A 14,231-nucleotide genomic window follows, 5' to 3' on the forward strand; every position below is an offset into this window, starting at 1 on the left:
TCGGGTCCGGCACATCACGCTCGGCCGCCGCATACGATCTGGCCTGTGGACTTTCCCGAGCTGGCCGCCCGCACCCGCCGGTTCAGCCACGGGGCGCCACGCGCCGTCTCCGTGGCCGACGACGGGGCCCGGGTGGTCTTCCTGCGTTCCGCGGGACCGGAGGACCCGGCTGACGCGCTCTGGCAACTGGACGTGGCGAGCGGCGAGGAACGGCTGGTCGCCGACCCGGCCACGCTGCTCGGCGAGGATGCCGACCCGGCCGCGCTGAGCCCCGGCGAACGGGCCCGACGGGAACGGCTGCGGCTCTCCGCCGCCGGCATCGGCGCGTACGCCCTGGACGCCGCCGGCCGGGTGGCGGTCTTCGCGCTGGCCGGCCGCCTGTTCCGGGCCGACCTGGTGCACGGTGACGTGATCGAGGTCCCGGCCGCCGGCCCGGTCCTCGACCCCCGGCCGGACCCGAGCGGCCAACGCCTCGCGTACGTCACCGACGCCGCCGAGGGGGTACGCCGGGGCGAACTGCGGATCGTCGACGTCGACGGCACCGACACCATCCTGGCCGGCGAGGACTCCGGGGTGCTGTGGGGGCTGGCCGAGCACATCGCGGCGGAGGAGTTCGACCGGCACCGGGGCTACTGGTGGGCACCGGACGGCCGCTCGGTGCTGGCCGCCCGGGTCGACGAGTCCCGGCTGCCCCGCTGGCACCTGCACGACCCGGCGCAGCCGGCGAGCCCGCCGGTCAGCGTCGCGTACCCGGTGGCCGGCGGACCCAACGCGGAGGTCAGCCTGCACCTGCTGGACCTCGACGGCGGCTGGGTGGACGTGCACTGGGACCGGGAGACCTACCCGTACCTGACCGCGGTGCACTGGGCCGAGGGCGCCCCGCTGATCACCGTGCTGCGCCGTGCGCAGCAGCACGGGCTGGTGCTCGCCGTCGACCCGCGCACCGGCGAGACCCAGGTGCACGCCGAACTGGCCGACCCGCGCTGGGTGGAGCCGATCGCCGGTACGCCCGCCCACCTGCCGGACGGGCGGGTGCTGGTCGGCGGCGAACTCGCCCACGACGGGTACGACGCGCGGTGTCTCTTCGCCGACGGCACCCTGCTCACCCCGCCCTCGCTCTACGTCCGCCGGGTGGTGGGTCGGCTGGCCACCGGCACCGGACCGGCGGACCTGCTGGTCGAGGCGAGCGACGGCGAGCCGAGCGAGCAGCACCTGTTCCGGGTCCGCACCAGCATCGGCGGCGGGGTCGACGCCCGTCGGCTGACCAGCGACGCGGGCTGGCACCACGGCGCGGTCGGCGGGGACGTGCTGGTCGTCGGCGTCGCCTCGCTCGACCACGCGGGCGTGCGGTGGACCGTCCGGCAGGGCGACCGTGAGGTGGCCGTGCTCCGGTCGTTGGCGGCCACCCCCCGCTACTCCCCGCTGCCGCTGCTGGAACGGGTCACCGACCGGCACCTGCCGTCGGCCGTGCTTTATCCGGACAACCACGTCACCGGCCGACGGCTGCCGGTGCTGCTGGACGTGTACGGCGGGCCGGGGCACCAGGAGGTGGTCGCCGCCCGCGCGGCCTGGCTGGAACGGCAGTGGTGGGCCGACGCCGGCTTCGCGGTGGTGGTGGTCGACAACCGGGGTACGCCCGGCATCGCGCCGTCGTTCGAGAAGGCCATCCACCGGCGGGTCGCCGACGTGATCCTGCTCGACCAGGTGGAGGCGTTGACCGCGCTCGCCGACAAGCACCCGGACCTGGACCTGTCCCGGGTCGGGGTGCGCGGCTGGTCGTTCGGCGGTTGGCTGGCCGGGTTGGCGGTGCTGCGTCACCCGGAGCTGTTCCGGTGCGGGATCGCCGGGGCGCCGGTGACCGACTGGGCTCTCTACGACACCGCGTACACCGAGCGCTATCTCGGCCTGCCCGACGACGGCCCGGACGTGTACGCCCACCACTCGCTGGTGGAGGCGGCCGCCGAGCCGCTCACCGACCCGGCGCAGGCCCGGCCGCTGCTGCTGGTGCACGGCATGGTGGACGACAACGTGGTGGCCGCCCACACGCTGCGGTTCTCGGCCGCGCTGCTGGCCGCCGGCCGACCGCACTCGGTGCTGCCGCTGACCGGCGCGACGCACATGGCCGCCGGTGGACTCGCCGAACGCCTCCTGCGCCTGGAACTCGACTTCCTCCGCACGCACCTGTCGGTGTAAGGAGTCGGTGTAAGGAGGGGTCCCCTGCTAACGCCTCGCGCATAGCAGGGGACCCCTCCTCACACGTCAGGGCTTCACGTGGGCGCTGACGAACGAGGGGTACCCGAACACGCTGGAGACGAAGACGCCGCCCACCTTCGAGCCGTGCACCAGGTACGCCACGTCGACGTAGAGCGGCACCACCGGCGCGTGCTCCCGCATGATCCGCTCGTCGAGCTTCGCCCACTCGGGCCCCTGCGCGGGCGGGGGCAGCGCGAGGATCCGGTCGAACTCGGCGTTGATCGCGGGATGGTGGAAGTACGACTGGTTGCTGTTGCCCGCCGCCCGGATGCTGCGGCCGTCGTAGAGCACCGGCAGGATCGACGCGCCGCTGGGCCAGTCCGCCGCCCACGACCCCAGGTACAGGTCCCAGGGGTTGTCCCGCTTCTTGATCTCGTCGAGCTTGGCGTCGGCCGGGATGGTGCGGATGACGATCCGGAACCCGGCGCGTTCCAGATTGCCCTTGAGCTGCGTCGCCACCTGCTGTTCCTGGGCGCTGTCGGCGACGCCGAGGACCAGTTCCGGGCTCTGCCCGGCGAGCAGTTCCCGTGCCTTCTCCGGGTCACCGGTGGGTCCACCCGGATAGGCGTCGTACGGCCGGTGGCCGATGGTGGCCGGCGGCATCAACGTGGTGGCCGGCGACGCCACGTTCGCCCCGCCGAGCACCTTCACCACGCCCTCGCGGTCGACGGCGTAGTTGAGCGCCTGACGGACCCGCAGGTCGGTGACCCGCTGGTTGTTGATGACCAACTGGTTGGCGCTGGGCGTCGGGGACAACAGGGTCCGGGACCGCAGCGCGGCGTCACCGGCCACCCGGGACACCAGCGAGGGCGGCACGTAGTTCCAGGACAGCGCGCTGCGGTCGGCGCCGTTATCGGCGATCACCCGGTTGGTCGCCGCGTCCGGGGACGGGCCGAAGGTCCAGACGAACCGGTCCGGGTACTGGTGGCGTACCGGGTCGGTGGCCGGGTCCCAGTGCGGGTTGCGCTCCATCACGATCTCGACGCCGGCCCGGAAGCGGGTCACCCTGTACGGCCCGGACGAGAACGGTGCGGCACCGAGGTGGATCCCGGTGTCCCGGTCCGGCGGCAGCGGGGCGCTGCTCGGCAACGACACCGCGTACGGCAGGTCGCAGCGCGCTCTGGCGAACTCGAACCGCAGCGTCCTCTCGTCCGGCGTGGTCAGGCCCGGCGGCAACACGTACCGGCCGGGCTCGAAGCGCCACCTGGTGTCGTACTGCGGCGTGTCGGCCAGCCACTCCTGCAGGTAGGTGGGGCCGCCGGTGAGGGCCGGGTCGAACGAGCGGGCGATGGCGTACCCGATCTCCTTCGCGGTGATCGGTCGCCCGTCCTCGAACCTGACCCCGTCCTTGACGGTGAACTCCCACACCGTGCAGTCGCCGTCGACGTCGCGGCCCGGCGTCTCGGCGAGGTCACCGACCAGGACGAGGTTGCCCTGGCCGTCGTCCTTCCAGGTGGTCAACGAACGCGCGAACAGGGGTGCGGCCATCAGGCCGGCGAACGAGTACGTCCGTTGCGGGTCCAGGTGGGAGATCGGGGTCTCCCGGATGACGGTGATGGTCCCCCCGCCTTGCGCGCCCTCCACCGCCGGGGCGGGCCCCGTCGAGTCCGCCGGATCCGTGGCGATGACCCCGGTGTGCTGCCGCCCGGTGTCCACCGACGGGCCGCCGCCGGTGTTCTCGGTGCACGCGCCCAGCGTCACCACCAGTGCGATCGCGCCGACCGCCGCAACCGCCGTACGTGGTCTCATCTGCTACCTCCTCGGTTGTGGACGGGTCCGTTCCTCGGTGGTGGACGATCCGGCTCAGCCCAGCCGGACCCGTGGGTCGATGGCCGCATAGATCAGGTCCACCAGCACGTTCGCCAGCACCACGAAGACCGCCGAGATCAACACGGTGGCCATGATCATCGGAAGGTCGCCGGCGCGGACCGCCTCGACCGCCGTCCGGCCGAGCCCGTGGATGCCGAAGGTCGTCTCGGTGATCACCGTGCCGCCGAGCGCCGCGCCCACGTCCAGGCCGGCGACGGTCACCACCGGGGTGATCGCCGCGCGGAACGCGTGCCGCCCGTACACCCGCGTCCGGCCCAGTCCCTTGGCCCGCGCGGTGCGGACGAAGTCCTCGCCCAACGTCTCCACCATCTGCGCGCGGAACAGCCGGGCATAGATCGCGGAGAACAGGAAGGCCAACGACACCCAGGCGAGCACCAGCCCACCGGCCCAGCGCACCGGATCGTCGAACGGCGACGTGTAGCTGGGCACCGGCAGCCAACCCAGCGTGTAGACGAAGACCAGCAACAGCACCGCGCCGACGACGTACACCTGCGTCGAGGCACCGGCCAGCGCGAAGCCGATGGCGGCCCGGTCCAGCCAGGTGCCCCGGTGGAGGGCGGAGAGCATGCCCAGGCCCACCCCGAACAGCAGCCACAGCACCGCCGCCGGGACGACGATGCTCACCGTCACCGGCAGCACCCGGGCGATGGTGTCGGTCACCGCCTCGTTGTTCACGTACGACCAGCCCAGGCAGGGCGCGTCGCACCGACCGCCCTGGGCGTCGCCCAGGTCGCGACCGACGAAGACGCCCTTCACGTATCCCGCGTACTGGCTGACCAGCGGGTCGCGCAGGCCCCACTCCTGCCGTACCCGCTCTAGGCGCTCCGGGTCGCAGTTCTTCGGGCACATGCCGGTGACCGGGTCGCGGGGCAGGGCGAAGAACATCAGGAACGTCAGCACGCTGACCGCGAAGAGGGTGAGCACCGCGGAGAGGACCCGCCCGACCAGGAATCTCAGCATCGCGAGGCGGTCCCCTACCGCGCCGACCTCGGGTCGAGCGCGTCACGCAGCGCGTCCCCGAACAGGTTGAAGGCGAGTACGAGCGCGAAGATCGTGACGCCGGGGAAGAAGACGAACGCCGGATCGGTCTGCAAATAGTCCAGGCTCTGGTAGATCATCCGGCCGAAGCTCGGCGTCTCCTCGGTCAGTCCCACCCCGATGAAGGACAGCGCCGCCTCACTGGTGACGAACTGCGGCACGGCGAGCGAGAACGACACCAGGATCGGCGCCCAGGTGTTCGGCAGCAACTGCCGGAACAGCAGGTGCCCCAGCCCCGCCCCGCTGGCCCGGGCCGCCGCCACGAACTCCCGCTCGCGCAACGCGACCACCTGCCCACGGACCAGTCGTGCGGTGGTGGTCCAGCCGAAGGCGGCGAAGATCCCGATCAGCATCGCCACCCCGAAGGCCGGCGGCACCGCCTCCCGTGGCCCGTAGAACCGCAGCGTCAGCGTCGGGGCCAGGGCGAGCGCGACGACCAGGAAGGGCATCGCCAGCGTCAGGTCCGTGAACCACCCGACGAGCGCGTCCGGCCACCCGCCGAGGTACCCGGCGAGCGCGCCGAGCACCACGCCGACCACGGAGGTGAGCGACGCCGCCGTGACGGCGACGAGCAGCGAGGTACGCAGGCCGTACACCAGGCGGATGAAGACGTCCCGCCCCAACCCGGGTTCCAGGCCGAAGAAGTGGTCCCCGGAGACCCCACCGGCGTAGCCGAGCGGCATCCCGTACCCGTCCAGCTTGTGCTGGAACTGGTCGCGCGGGCCGATCCCGTAGACCGACTCGATGACCGGTGCGCCGAGCGCCACCAGCACGAACAGGACCAACAGCGCCCCGCTGGCCCGCGCGGTGCGGTCCCGGCGCAGCCGCCACGCGGCCGACCGCCCCGGCGACCGGCCGACGATCCCCGTGGTCATGTCGCGGGGTCCGGGAAATGGCAGGCGACGGCCTGGGGTGCGCCGTCGCGCCGGACCAGGGCCGGGTCCTCCACGGCGCACCGGTCCCGGGCCGTGGGGCAGCGGGTGCGGAACCGGCAGCCGGAGGGTGGGTCGAGCGGTGCGGGCGGCTCGCCGGTGAGCCGGACACGTGCGGCCGGACCGAGGCGGGTCGGGCCGAGTCGGATCGGGCCGAGTCGGACCGGACCGAGGCGGGTCGGGTCCGGCACCGCCGACAGCAACGCCCGGGTGTACGGGTGCCGGGGTCGCCGGTAGACGTCGTCCCGGTCGCCGGTCTCGACGATCCGGCCCAGGTACATCACCGCGACCCGTTGGCAGAGGTGCCGGACCACGGCCAGGTCGTGGGCGATGAGGACGAAGGCCAGCCCCAGCTCGCGCCGCAGGTCCCGGAGCAGGTTGACCACCTGGGCCTGGATCGACACGTCCAGCGCCGAGACCGGCTCGTCGGCGACCACCAGGCGGGGAGCGGTGGCCAGGGCCCGGGCGATGCCGACCCGTTGCCGCTGGCCGCCGGAGAACTCGTGCGGATACCGGTGACGGTGCGCGGGGTCGAGCCCCACCAACTCCATCAGTTCACGGACCCGGGCGTCGGTCCCGCCGGGCGGCACGATGCCGTTGACCTGCAACGGCGTCGCGATGATCCGCCCGACCGGGTGGCGGGGGTTCAACGACGCGTACGGGTCCTGGAAGATGATCTGAAGGTGGGGGCGCAGCAGACGCAGATCACGTCGCGAGGCGTGGGTGATGTCCTGACCGGCGAACTCGATGCGCCCGCCGGTCGGCTCCAGCAACCGCACCAGCATCCGACCGGTGGTGGTCTTGCCGCAGCCGGACTCGCCCACCAGGCCGAGCGTCTCGCCGGGGCGTACCTCGAAGTCCAGCCCGTCCACCGCCCGCACCAGACCGGCCCGACGCAGGCCGCCGCGCACCGGGAAGTGCTTGGTCAGGCCGCGTACCCGCAGTAACGGGTCGGCGGCGGCGACCGCCCGCGTCACCGGATCGGCCCCGTCCGGACGACGTGCTCGGCGTGGTGGCGGGCGCGCTCCTCGTCGCTCAGGTGACAGGCCGACCGGTGGCCGGCGGCCTCGGGACGTGGCTCGGGCCGCTCGGTGCGGCACCGCTCGCCGACCCGCGCGGCGTACCCGCAGCGCGGGTGGAAGGGACAGCCGGGCGGCACGTCGACCAGGCTCGGCGGATGACCCGGGACGGGGGTCAGGTCCGCGTCCGCGTCGCCGTGCAACGACGGCACGCCGCCGAGCAACCCCCAGGTGTACGGGTGCCTCGGCCGGCGTAGCACCTGTTCGACGGCGCCCTGCTCGACGGCGCGGCCGGCGTACATCACCAGCACCTCGTCGGCGATCTGGCCGACCACGCCGAGGTCATGGGTGATCAGGAGGATCGCGGTGCCGGACTCGGCCTGCAGGTCGGCCAGCAGTTCCAGGATCTGCGCCTGCACGGTGCCGTCCAGCGCGCTTGTCGGTTCGTCGGCGACGAGCAGGGCGGGCTCGTTCACCAGCGCCATCGCGATCATCGCCCGCTGCCGCATCCCGCCGGAGAACTCGTGCGGGTACTGGTCGAACCGCCGCTCCGGTGGCGCGATGCCGACCCGGTCGAGCATCTCCACCACCCGCCGCCGCGTCTCGGCGCGCCCGGCCCGGGGATGGTGCACCCGGTACGCCTCGGCGATCTGGCGGCCCACCCGTTGATAGGGGTGCAATGCGGAGAGCGGGTCCTGGAAGACCATCGCCATGTCCCGGCCGCGCAGCCGGCGTACCTCCGTCTCCGGACGGCCGACGAGCGGACGCCCACCGACGGTGATCCGTCCGGTGACGGTGGACCGTCGCGGGTCGTGCAGGCCGAGGACCGCCAGCGCGGCGGCGCTCTTGCCCGAGCCGGACTCACCGACGACGGCGAGCGTGCGGCCGCGCGCGACCGAGAGGGAGACCCCGTCGACGGCGCGCACCTTACCGTCCGTGGCGGTGAAGCTGACGCGCAGGTCGTCCACTCGCAGGTAAGGGTCCACGACCGCCTCCCTCCGCATCCGCCGGAGGGAAACTACAGCAGACGTACGACAGTGAAAGTAAGCTCCACGGTCCACCGGTCCGGCAGGTGCCGTCCGTCCGACGGATGTCGGCCGGCTGGCCTAGGGTCGGTCCATGAGCGAGCACGACGGAGTGCGGGGATGATCGAGTTCGACGCGGCCGAGGTCGCCGTGCAGGCAGCGCTGGACGCGGGCGCCCGGTACGCGGACGCCCGCGTGATGCACCGGCGCTACGAGTCGATGACGGCCCGCAACGGCGAGGTGGAGGCGTTGACCCAGGACGAGAGCATCGGGCTGGGCGTACGCGCGCTGGTCGGGTCGAGCTGGGGCTTCCACGCCGTACCCGACGTCTCCGACGCGACCGCCCGCGACGCCGGCCGACGGGCGGCGCGGATCGCCGCGGCGAGCGCCCGGGTGCCCGGTCCCCCGGTGGACCTGGTGCCGTCGACGCCGACGACGGCGAGCTGGGCCTCGCGCTGCGAGGTGGATCCGCTCGGCGTCTCGCTGGCCGACAAGGGCGACCTGCTGGTGGCCGCGACCCGCACGATGGCCGACCACGGCGCCGACCTGACCGAGGGCCTCTATCAGGTCTGGGACACCTCGAAGTGGTTCGTGTCCAGCGAGGGCCACCGCATCGACCAGCACATCCGCGAGTGCGGCGCGGGCATCTCGGCCACCTCCATCGGCGACGGCGAGACGCAGCGGCGGTCCTGGCCGAGCTATCGCGGGCAGTACGGCACCACCGGCTGGGAGCTGGTCGACTCGCTGGAGCTGACCGCCCACGCGGCCCGCATCGCGGAGGAGTCCCGGGCGCTGCTGACCGCGCCGCTCTGCCCGGCCGGCGAGACCGACCTGATCCTCGGCGGCGAGCAGTTGGCGCTCCAGATCCACGAGTCGGTCGGGCACGCCATCGAGCTGGACCGCATCCTCGGCTGGGAGGCGGCCTTCGCCGGCACGTCCTGGCTGGACCTCGACCGGCTCGGCTCGCTGCGGTACGGATCCGACCTGATGAACATCACCATCGACCCGACCATCCCCGGCGCGCTGGGCAGCTTCGGCTACGACGACGAGGGCTCACCGGCGGTCCGGCGGGACGCGGTCCGCGAGGGACGGTGGGTGGGCGTGCTGGCCGGCCGGGACTCGGCCGCCGTCGCGGGCCTGGACTACGGCGGCAGCGTACGCGCCGACGGCTGGGCCCGGCTGCCGATGGTGCGGATGACCAACGTGGGCCTGGAGCCCGGCCCGCACACCCTGGAGGAGATCGTCGCCGCCACCGACGAGGGAGTGCTGATGGACATCAACCGCTCCTGGTCGATCGACGACAAGCGGCTGAACTTCCAGTTCGGCTGCGAGATCGGCTGGGAGATCCGCAACGGCCGACGCGGGCGGATGGTCCGCAACCCCACGTACACCGGCATCGGGCCGCAGTTCTGGCGCTCGATGGACATGCTCTCCTCCGAGATCGTCTCGTGGGGCACGCCGAACTGCGGCAAGGGCCAGCCGGGCCAGATCGGCCACACCGGCCATCCGGCGGCACCGGCCCGTTTCCGCGGCGTCCGGGTAGGTGTGCACGCATGAGCGAGCGCAGCGAGCGAATCATCAGGCCCAGCACGAATGGCGGCACGCAGCGAAGCGGAGTGACGTCATGAGCGAGCGCAGCGAGCGAATCATCCGGCTCAGCCGAAATGGCGGCACGCAGCGAAGCGGAGTGACGTCATGAGCGAGGTGGAGCTGGCCGGGCGGGTGGTGGAACTGGTCGCCCGGCTGGGCGGGGCGGACGCCCAGGCCGAGGTGACGGTGACCCGGGGCGAGCTGGCGTTGACCCGGTTCGCCAACTCGGCGATCCACCAGAACGTCGCTGAGTCCGTCGTGGAGGTCCGGCTGCGGCTGCACCTCGGTGGGCGTACCGCCACCGGGGTGGGCAGCGTGGTCAGCGCCGACGGGCTCCGCGCGCTGGTGGAGCGGGTGGTGGCGGCGACCCGCTTCACCCCGCCCGACCGGGGTTGGCCCGGCCTGACCCCGCCGACCGAGATGCCGCCACCGGCGCTCTGGGACGTTGCCACCGCCGACGCCGGTCCGGACGAGCGGGCCGCCCTGGTGCGGGACTTCGTCGACGCGGCCGACGGGTTGGAGACGGCCGGCTACTGCCGCACCACGTCCCGGTCGGTGGCGTTCGCCAACTCCGCCGGGCACTCGGCGCAGGGCCGCACGGCCGAGGCCGCGATGGACGGAATCGCCCGGGCCGGTGGCGCGGACGGGGTGGCCAGGAACAGCGTCGAACGGCTCGCCGACCTCGACGGCGCCGCTCTCGGGCGGCACGCCGCCGCGAAGGCCCGGGCGGCCGTCGACCCGATCGAGTTGGCGCCGGGGCGCTACCCGGTGGTGTTGGAGCCGGCTGCGGTGGCGGACCTGCTGCAGAACCTCGCCTGGTACGGCTTCAACGGCAAGCGGTACGCCGAGCGGCAGTCGTTCGCCGAGCCCGGAGCCGCCCAGCTCGATCCGGCGGTGACGCTCGTCGACGATCCGCTCGGTGCCACCGCGTTGCCGTTCGACCTGGAGGGCACGCCGACCGGGGCGGTGACCCTGGTGGACGCGGGCACCACCACGGCGGTGGCGCACGACCGGCGCAGTGCCGCCGAGTCGGGCACCACCTCGACCGGTCATGCCGCGCCCGGCAGCGCCACCTTCGGCCCGATGCCGCGCAACCTGCGGCTGGTCCCGTCCGGTCGCGCCGAGGCGGTGGCGGCGGTCGGGGCGACGGCGCCGCCGACCGGGGCGGTGGTGGACGCCGACACCGCGGCTCTGGTCTCCCGGATGGGGCGTGGGCTGCTGGTCAGCGACCTCTGGTACACCCGGGTGCTCGATCCGAAGAGTCTCGTGGTGACCGGGCTGACCCGCAACGGGCTCTGGCTGGTCGAAGACGGGCAGGTCATCGGCGCGGTCCGCGACCTGCGCTTCACCGAGTCGTATCCCCGGGCGCTGGCGCCGGGCGGGGTGCTGGAGGTGGGCCGCCGGGCGGTACGCCAGCCGGACCGGTACGACGGTGTCTGGTGGGAGGCGCCGTCGCTGCGACTGGCCGCGTGGAACTTCACCGGCGGGGCGTCCGGCTGACCAGCTCATCGACCGTTTGTCGATCTTTTTCGGACGCTCACATATTGATCATGGCGAGAGACTTTCCAAAGTTCGGGACACACGGGACACTGCCTTGCGCGGACGGCCCGCCTAGATCGGCGTAACGTGTGTCACTTAGCTGCGCCGACAAACCCGGTGCGGTCGTTGGTGTGCGCATGACGTGGCACGTGGGCGCGGGATGACCGGTCCGCCTGCCGACCGGAAGTGTTCCGCCGCCCGTGACAGGGCCCCGTCAGGGAGACGACGCGAATGACATCATCGGCAACGAAACCGAAACCGCGGGGGGCGCGGGCACGTGCCGCCATCGCGGCGAAGACGTTGCGTACGGACCGTTGGTGGCTCGCGCCACTGATCACCGTCATCGGGCTCGGTGCGTGGATCACGTACGCGACGGTCCGGGTCTTCATGCACCGGTGGTACTGGGTCGAGGAGTACCACTACCTCACCCCGTTCTACTCCCCCTGCGTGACCGACCGGTGCATTCCCGAGGCGTCGCACTTCGGGCAGTACCTGCCCGGCTGGTGGATCATCCCGGACGCCGCGTTCACCCTGCCGTTCCTGCTGCTGTTCCGGCTCACCTGCTACTACTACCGCAAGGCGTACTACCGGTCGTTCTGGCTCTCGCCGCCGGCCTGCGCGGTGCCCGACGGTCACGCCAGCTACGGCGGCGAGACCCGGTTCCCACTGATCGTGCAGAACTCGCACCGGTACTTCTTCTACTTCGCCGCGATCATCTCGTTGATCAACACCTGGGACGCGATCGCCGCCTTCCGCAGTCCCGACGGCTTCGGCTTCGGCCTGGGCAACCTGATCCTGGTCGGCAACGTGGTGATGCTCTGGGCGTACACCATCTCCTGCCACTCCTGCCGGCACATCATCGGCGGACGGCTCAAGCACTTCTCCAAGCATCCGGTCCGCTACCGGGCCTGGGGCTTCGTCTCCTGGCTGAACGTCCGGCACATGCAGCTCGCCTGGATCACCCTCGGCACGTTGGCGCTGACCGACTTCTATGTCATGTCGATCGCCGCCGGGTGGATCTCCGACCTGCGGTTCATCAACTAAGGGCCCCCGACATGACCAATCCTCAGCACGGACCGAGCACCACCACCCGCATCGAGCGACACCACTACGACGTCGTCGTGATCGGGGCCGGCGGCGCCGGCCTGCGCGCGGCGATCGAGGCGCGGCTGGCCGGCAAGAAGACCGCCATCATATCCAAGTCGCTGTTCGGCAAGGCGCACACGGTGATGGCCGAGGGCGGCGCCGCGGCGGCCATGGGGAACGTGAACAGCCGGGACAACTGGCAGGTGCACTTCCGGGACACCATGCGCGGCGGCAAGTTCCTGAACAACTTCCGGATGGCGGAGCTGCACGCGAAGGAGTCGCCGCAACGGATCTGGGAGCTGGAGACGTACGGGGCGCTCTTCGACCGTACGAAGGACGGCAAGATCTCGCAGCGCAACTTCGGCGGCCACGAGTACCCCCGGTTGGCGCATGTCGGCGACCGGACCGGCCTGGAGTTGATCCGCACCCTCCAGCAGAAGATCGTCTCGTTGCAGCAGGAGGACAAGCGCGACCACGGCTCGTACGACGCCCGGATCAAGGTCTTCGCCGAGACCACGATCACCGAGCTGCTGCTCGACGGTGACCGGGTCTCCGGCGCCTTCGGCTACTACCGGGAGTCCGGGGAGTTCGTCCTCTTCGAGGCGCCCGCCGTGGTGCTCGCCACCGGCGGCGTCGGTCGGTCCTACAAGGTCACCTCGAACTCGTGGGAGTACACCGGAGACGGTCACGCGTTGGCGCTGCGGGCCGGGGCGACCCTGATCAACATGGAGTTCCTCCAGTTCCACCCCACCGGCATGGTCTGGCCGGTCTCGGTCAAGGGCATCCTGGTCACCGAGTCGGTACGCGGTGACGGTGGCGTGCTCAAGAACTCCGAGGGCAAGCGGTTCATGTTCAACTACGTCCCCGACGTCTTCCGCAAGCAGTACGCGGAGACCGAGGAGGAGGCGGACCGCTGGTACGACGACCCGGACAACAATCGGCGTCCGCCGGAGCTGCTACCCCGCGACGAGGTGGCCCGAGCGATCAACACCGAGGTCAAGGAGGGTCGGGGCACCCCGGCCGGCGGCGTCTATCTGGACATCGCCTCCCGGTTGCCGGCCGAGGAGATCCGTCGCCGCCTGCCGTCGATGCACCACCAGTTCAAGGGACTGGCCGACGTCGACATCACCAAGGAGCCGATGGAGGTCGGCCCGACCTGCCACTACGTGATGGGCGGCATCGAGGTCGACCCGGACAGCGGTGCCGCGTACGGCTCGGTGCGGGGCCTCTTCGCCGCCGGTGAGGTCTCCGGCGGCATGCACGGCTCGAACCGGCTGGGCGGCAACTCCCTCTCCGACCTGCTGGTCTTCGGCAAGCGCGCGGGTGGTCACGCGGCCACCTACGTGGACCAGCTCGGCGGGCGACCCCGGGTGGCCGTGGAGGCGGTGGAGACCGCGGTGGAGACCGCCCTGGCCCCGCTGCAGCGGGACACCGGCGAGAACCCGTACACCCTGCAGCAGGACCTCCAGGCGGTGATGGGAGATTTAGTCGGAATCATCCGGCGGGAGGCCGAGCTGGAGGACGCGCTGGTCCGGCTGGCCGAGCTGCGCGAGCGGGTGGCGAAGGTCAGCGCCGTCGGCGGCCGGCGTTACAACCCCGGCTGGCACCTCGCACTGGACCTGCGCAACATGCTGGTCGTGTCGGAGTGCACCGCCAAGGCGGCGCTGGAGCGCCGGGAGTCGCGCGGCGGTCACACCCGTGAGGACCACCCGACCATGGATCCGCAGTGGCGACGGGTCAACCTGGTCTGCTCGTTGGAGGGCGACACCGTCCGGCTGGACCGCAAGCCGCTGCCGAAGATGCGGACCGAGCTGCTCGGCCTCTTCGACCGCACCGAGCTGTCCAAGTACCTGACCGACGAGGAGTTGGCCGAGTTCGACGCCGTCGCCGCCGCTGACGCTGCCGGGAAGGAGAGCTGA

The 14,231-nt window shown here is 72.1% G+C and carries 10 protein-coding genes; 5 read left to right on the forward strand and 5 right to left on the reverse strand.

The annotated features are described in order from the left end of the window. Positions 1-45: 45 nt before the first annotated feature. Entirely contained in the window at positions 46-2,193 is a 2,148-nt protein-coding gene (locus ACWDVW_RS07665; protein ID WP_449945821.1) for a prolyl oligopeptidase family serine peptidase, read from the forward strand. Between the two features lie 66 nt (positions 2,194-2,259). Here the strand turns inward: ACWDVW_RS07665 and ACWDVW_RS07670 are convergent, their stop codons facing one another. The 5 genes from ACWDVW_RS07670 to ACWDVW_RS07690 are packed head-to-tail and all read right to left on the reverse strand — an operon-like array spanning position 2,260 to position 8,058. Continuing rightward, positions 2,260-4,002, reverse strand: a complete 1,743-nt coding sequence (locus tag ACWDVW_RS07670) for an ABC transporter substrate-binding protein (protein WP_449945823.1) — start codon at positions 4,000-4,002, stop codon at positions 2,260-2,262. Between the two features lie 54 nt (positions 4,003-4,056). Beyond that, positions 4,057-5,043, reverse strand: coding sequence for an ABC transporter permease (locus tag ACWDVW_RS07675; protein ID WP_449945825.1), 987 nt, complete (start codon positions 5,041-5,043; stop codon positions 4,057-4,059). A 14-nt stretch (positions 5,044-5,057) separates the two neighbouring features. Continuing rightward, complete coding sequence (locus ACWDVW_RS07680) at positions 5,058-5,996, reverse strand: ABC transporter permease (protein ID WP_449945827.1); 939 nt, start codon at positions 5,994-5,996, stop codon at positions 5,058-5,060. Then, positions 5,993-7,030 carry an ABC transporter ATP-binding protein gene (locus ACWDVW_RS07685; RefSeq protein ID WP_449945829.1) on the reverse strand — a complete coding sequence of 346 codons (1,038 nt, stop codon included), beginning with the start codon at positions 7,028-7,030 and terminating at the stop codon, positions 5,993-5,995. The genes ACWDVW_RS07680 and ACWDVW_RS07685 overlap by 4 nt, the downstream gene beginning before the upstream one ends. After that, positions 7,027-8,058 (reverse strand): ABC transporter ATP-binding protein, encoded by a 1,032-nt coding sequence (locus ACWDVW_RS07690; protein ID WP_449945831.1) that lies wholly within the window; start codon positions 8,056-8,058, stop codon positions 7,027-7,029. The genes ACWDVW_RS07685 and ACWDVW_RS07690 overlap by 4 nt, the downstream gene beginning before the upstream one ends. Before the next feature lie 159 nt (positions 8,059-8,217). Here ACWDVW_RS07690 and ACWDVW_RS07695 point away from each other — a divergent pair, with 159 nt between their 5' ends. From ACWDVW_RS07695 to ACWDVW_RS07710, 4 genes are all read left to right on the forward strand, one after another. After that, positions 8,218-9,654: a TldD/PmbA family protein gene (locus ACWDVW_RS07695; protein ID WP_449945833.1), complete on the forward strand. Its 1,437-nt coding sequence runs from the start codon at positions 8,218-8,220 to the stop codon at positions 9,652-9,654. 138 nt (positions 9,655-9,792) lie between these two features. After that, positions 9,793-11,187, forward strand: coding sequence for a TldD/PmbA family protein (locus ACWDVW_RS07700; RefSeq protein ID WP_449945835.1), 1,395 nt, complete (start codon positions 9,793-9,795; stop codon positions 11,185-11,187). Between the two features lie 270 nt (positions 11,188-11,457). Beyond that, positions 11,458-12,270: a hypothetical protein gene (locus ACWDVW_RS07705; RefSeq protein WP_396744247.1), complete on the forward strand. Its 813-nt coding sequence runs from the start codon at positions 11,458-11,460 to the stop codon at positions 12,268-12,270. Between the two features lie 11 nt (positions 12,271-12,281). Next, a complete protein-coding gene (locus tag ACWDVW_RS07710; RefSeq protein WP_449945837.1) occupies positions 12,282-14,231 on the forward strand; it encodes a fumarate reductase/succinate dehydrogenase flavoprotein subunit in 1,950 nt (649 codons plus the stop codon).

The sequence above is a fragment of the Micromonospora sp. NPDC003241 genome (assembly GCF_053589795.1).

Excerpts from the sequence above, each read along its gene's own strand:
- ACWDVW_RS07700 (WP_449945835.1), top strand. The coding sequence starts at position 9,793 with ATGAGCGAGGTGGAGCTGGCCGGGCGGGTGGTGGAACTGGTCGCCCGG.
- ACWDVW_RS07670 (WP_449945823.1), bottom strand. The coding sequence starts at position 4,002 with ATGAGACCACGTACGGCGGTTGCGGCGGTCGGCGCGATCGCACTGGTG.
- ACWDVW_RS07695 (WP_449945833.1), top strand. The coding sequence starts at position 8,218 with ATGATCGAGTTCGACGCGGCCGAGGTCGCCGTGCAGGCAGCGCTGGAC.
- ACWDVW_RS07675 (WP_449945825.1), bottom strand. The coding sequence starts at position 5,043 with ATGCTGAGATTCCTGGTCGGGCGGGTCCTCTCCGCGGTGCTCACCCTC.
- ACWDVW_RS07705 (WP_396744247.1), top strand. The coding sequence starts at position 11,458 with ATGACATCATCGGCAACGAAACCGAAACCGCGGGGGGCGCGGGCACGT.
- ACWDVW_RS07710 (WP_449945837.1), top strand. The coding sequence starts at position 12,282 with ATGACCAATCCTCAGCACGGACCGAGCACCACCACCCGCATCGAGCGA.
- ACWDVW_RS07680 (WP_449945827.1), bottom strand. The coding sequence starts at position 5,996 with ATGACCACGGGGATCGTCGGCCGGTCGCCGGGGCGGTCGGCCGCGTGG.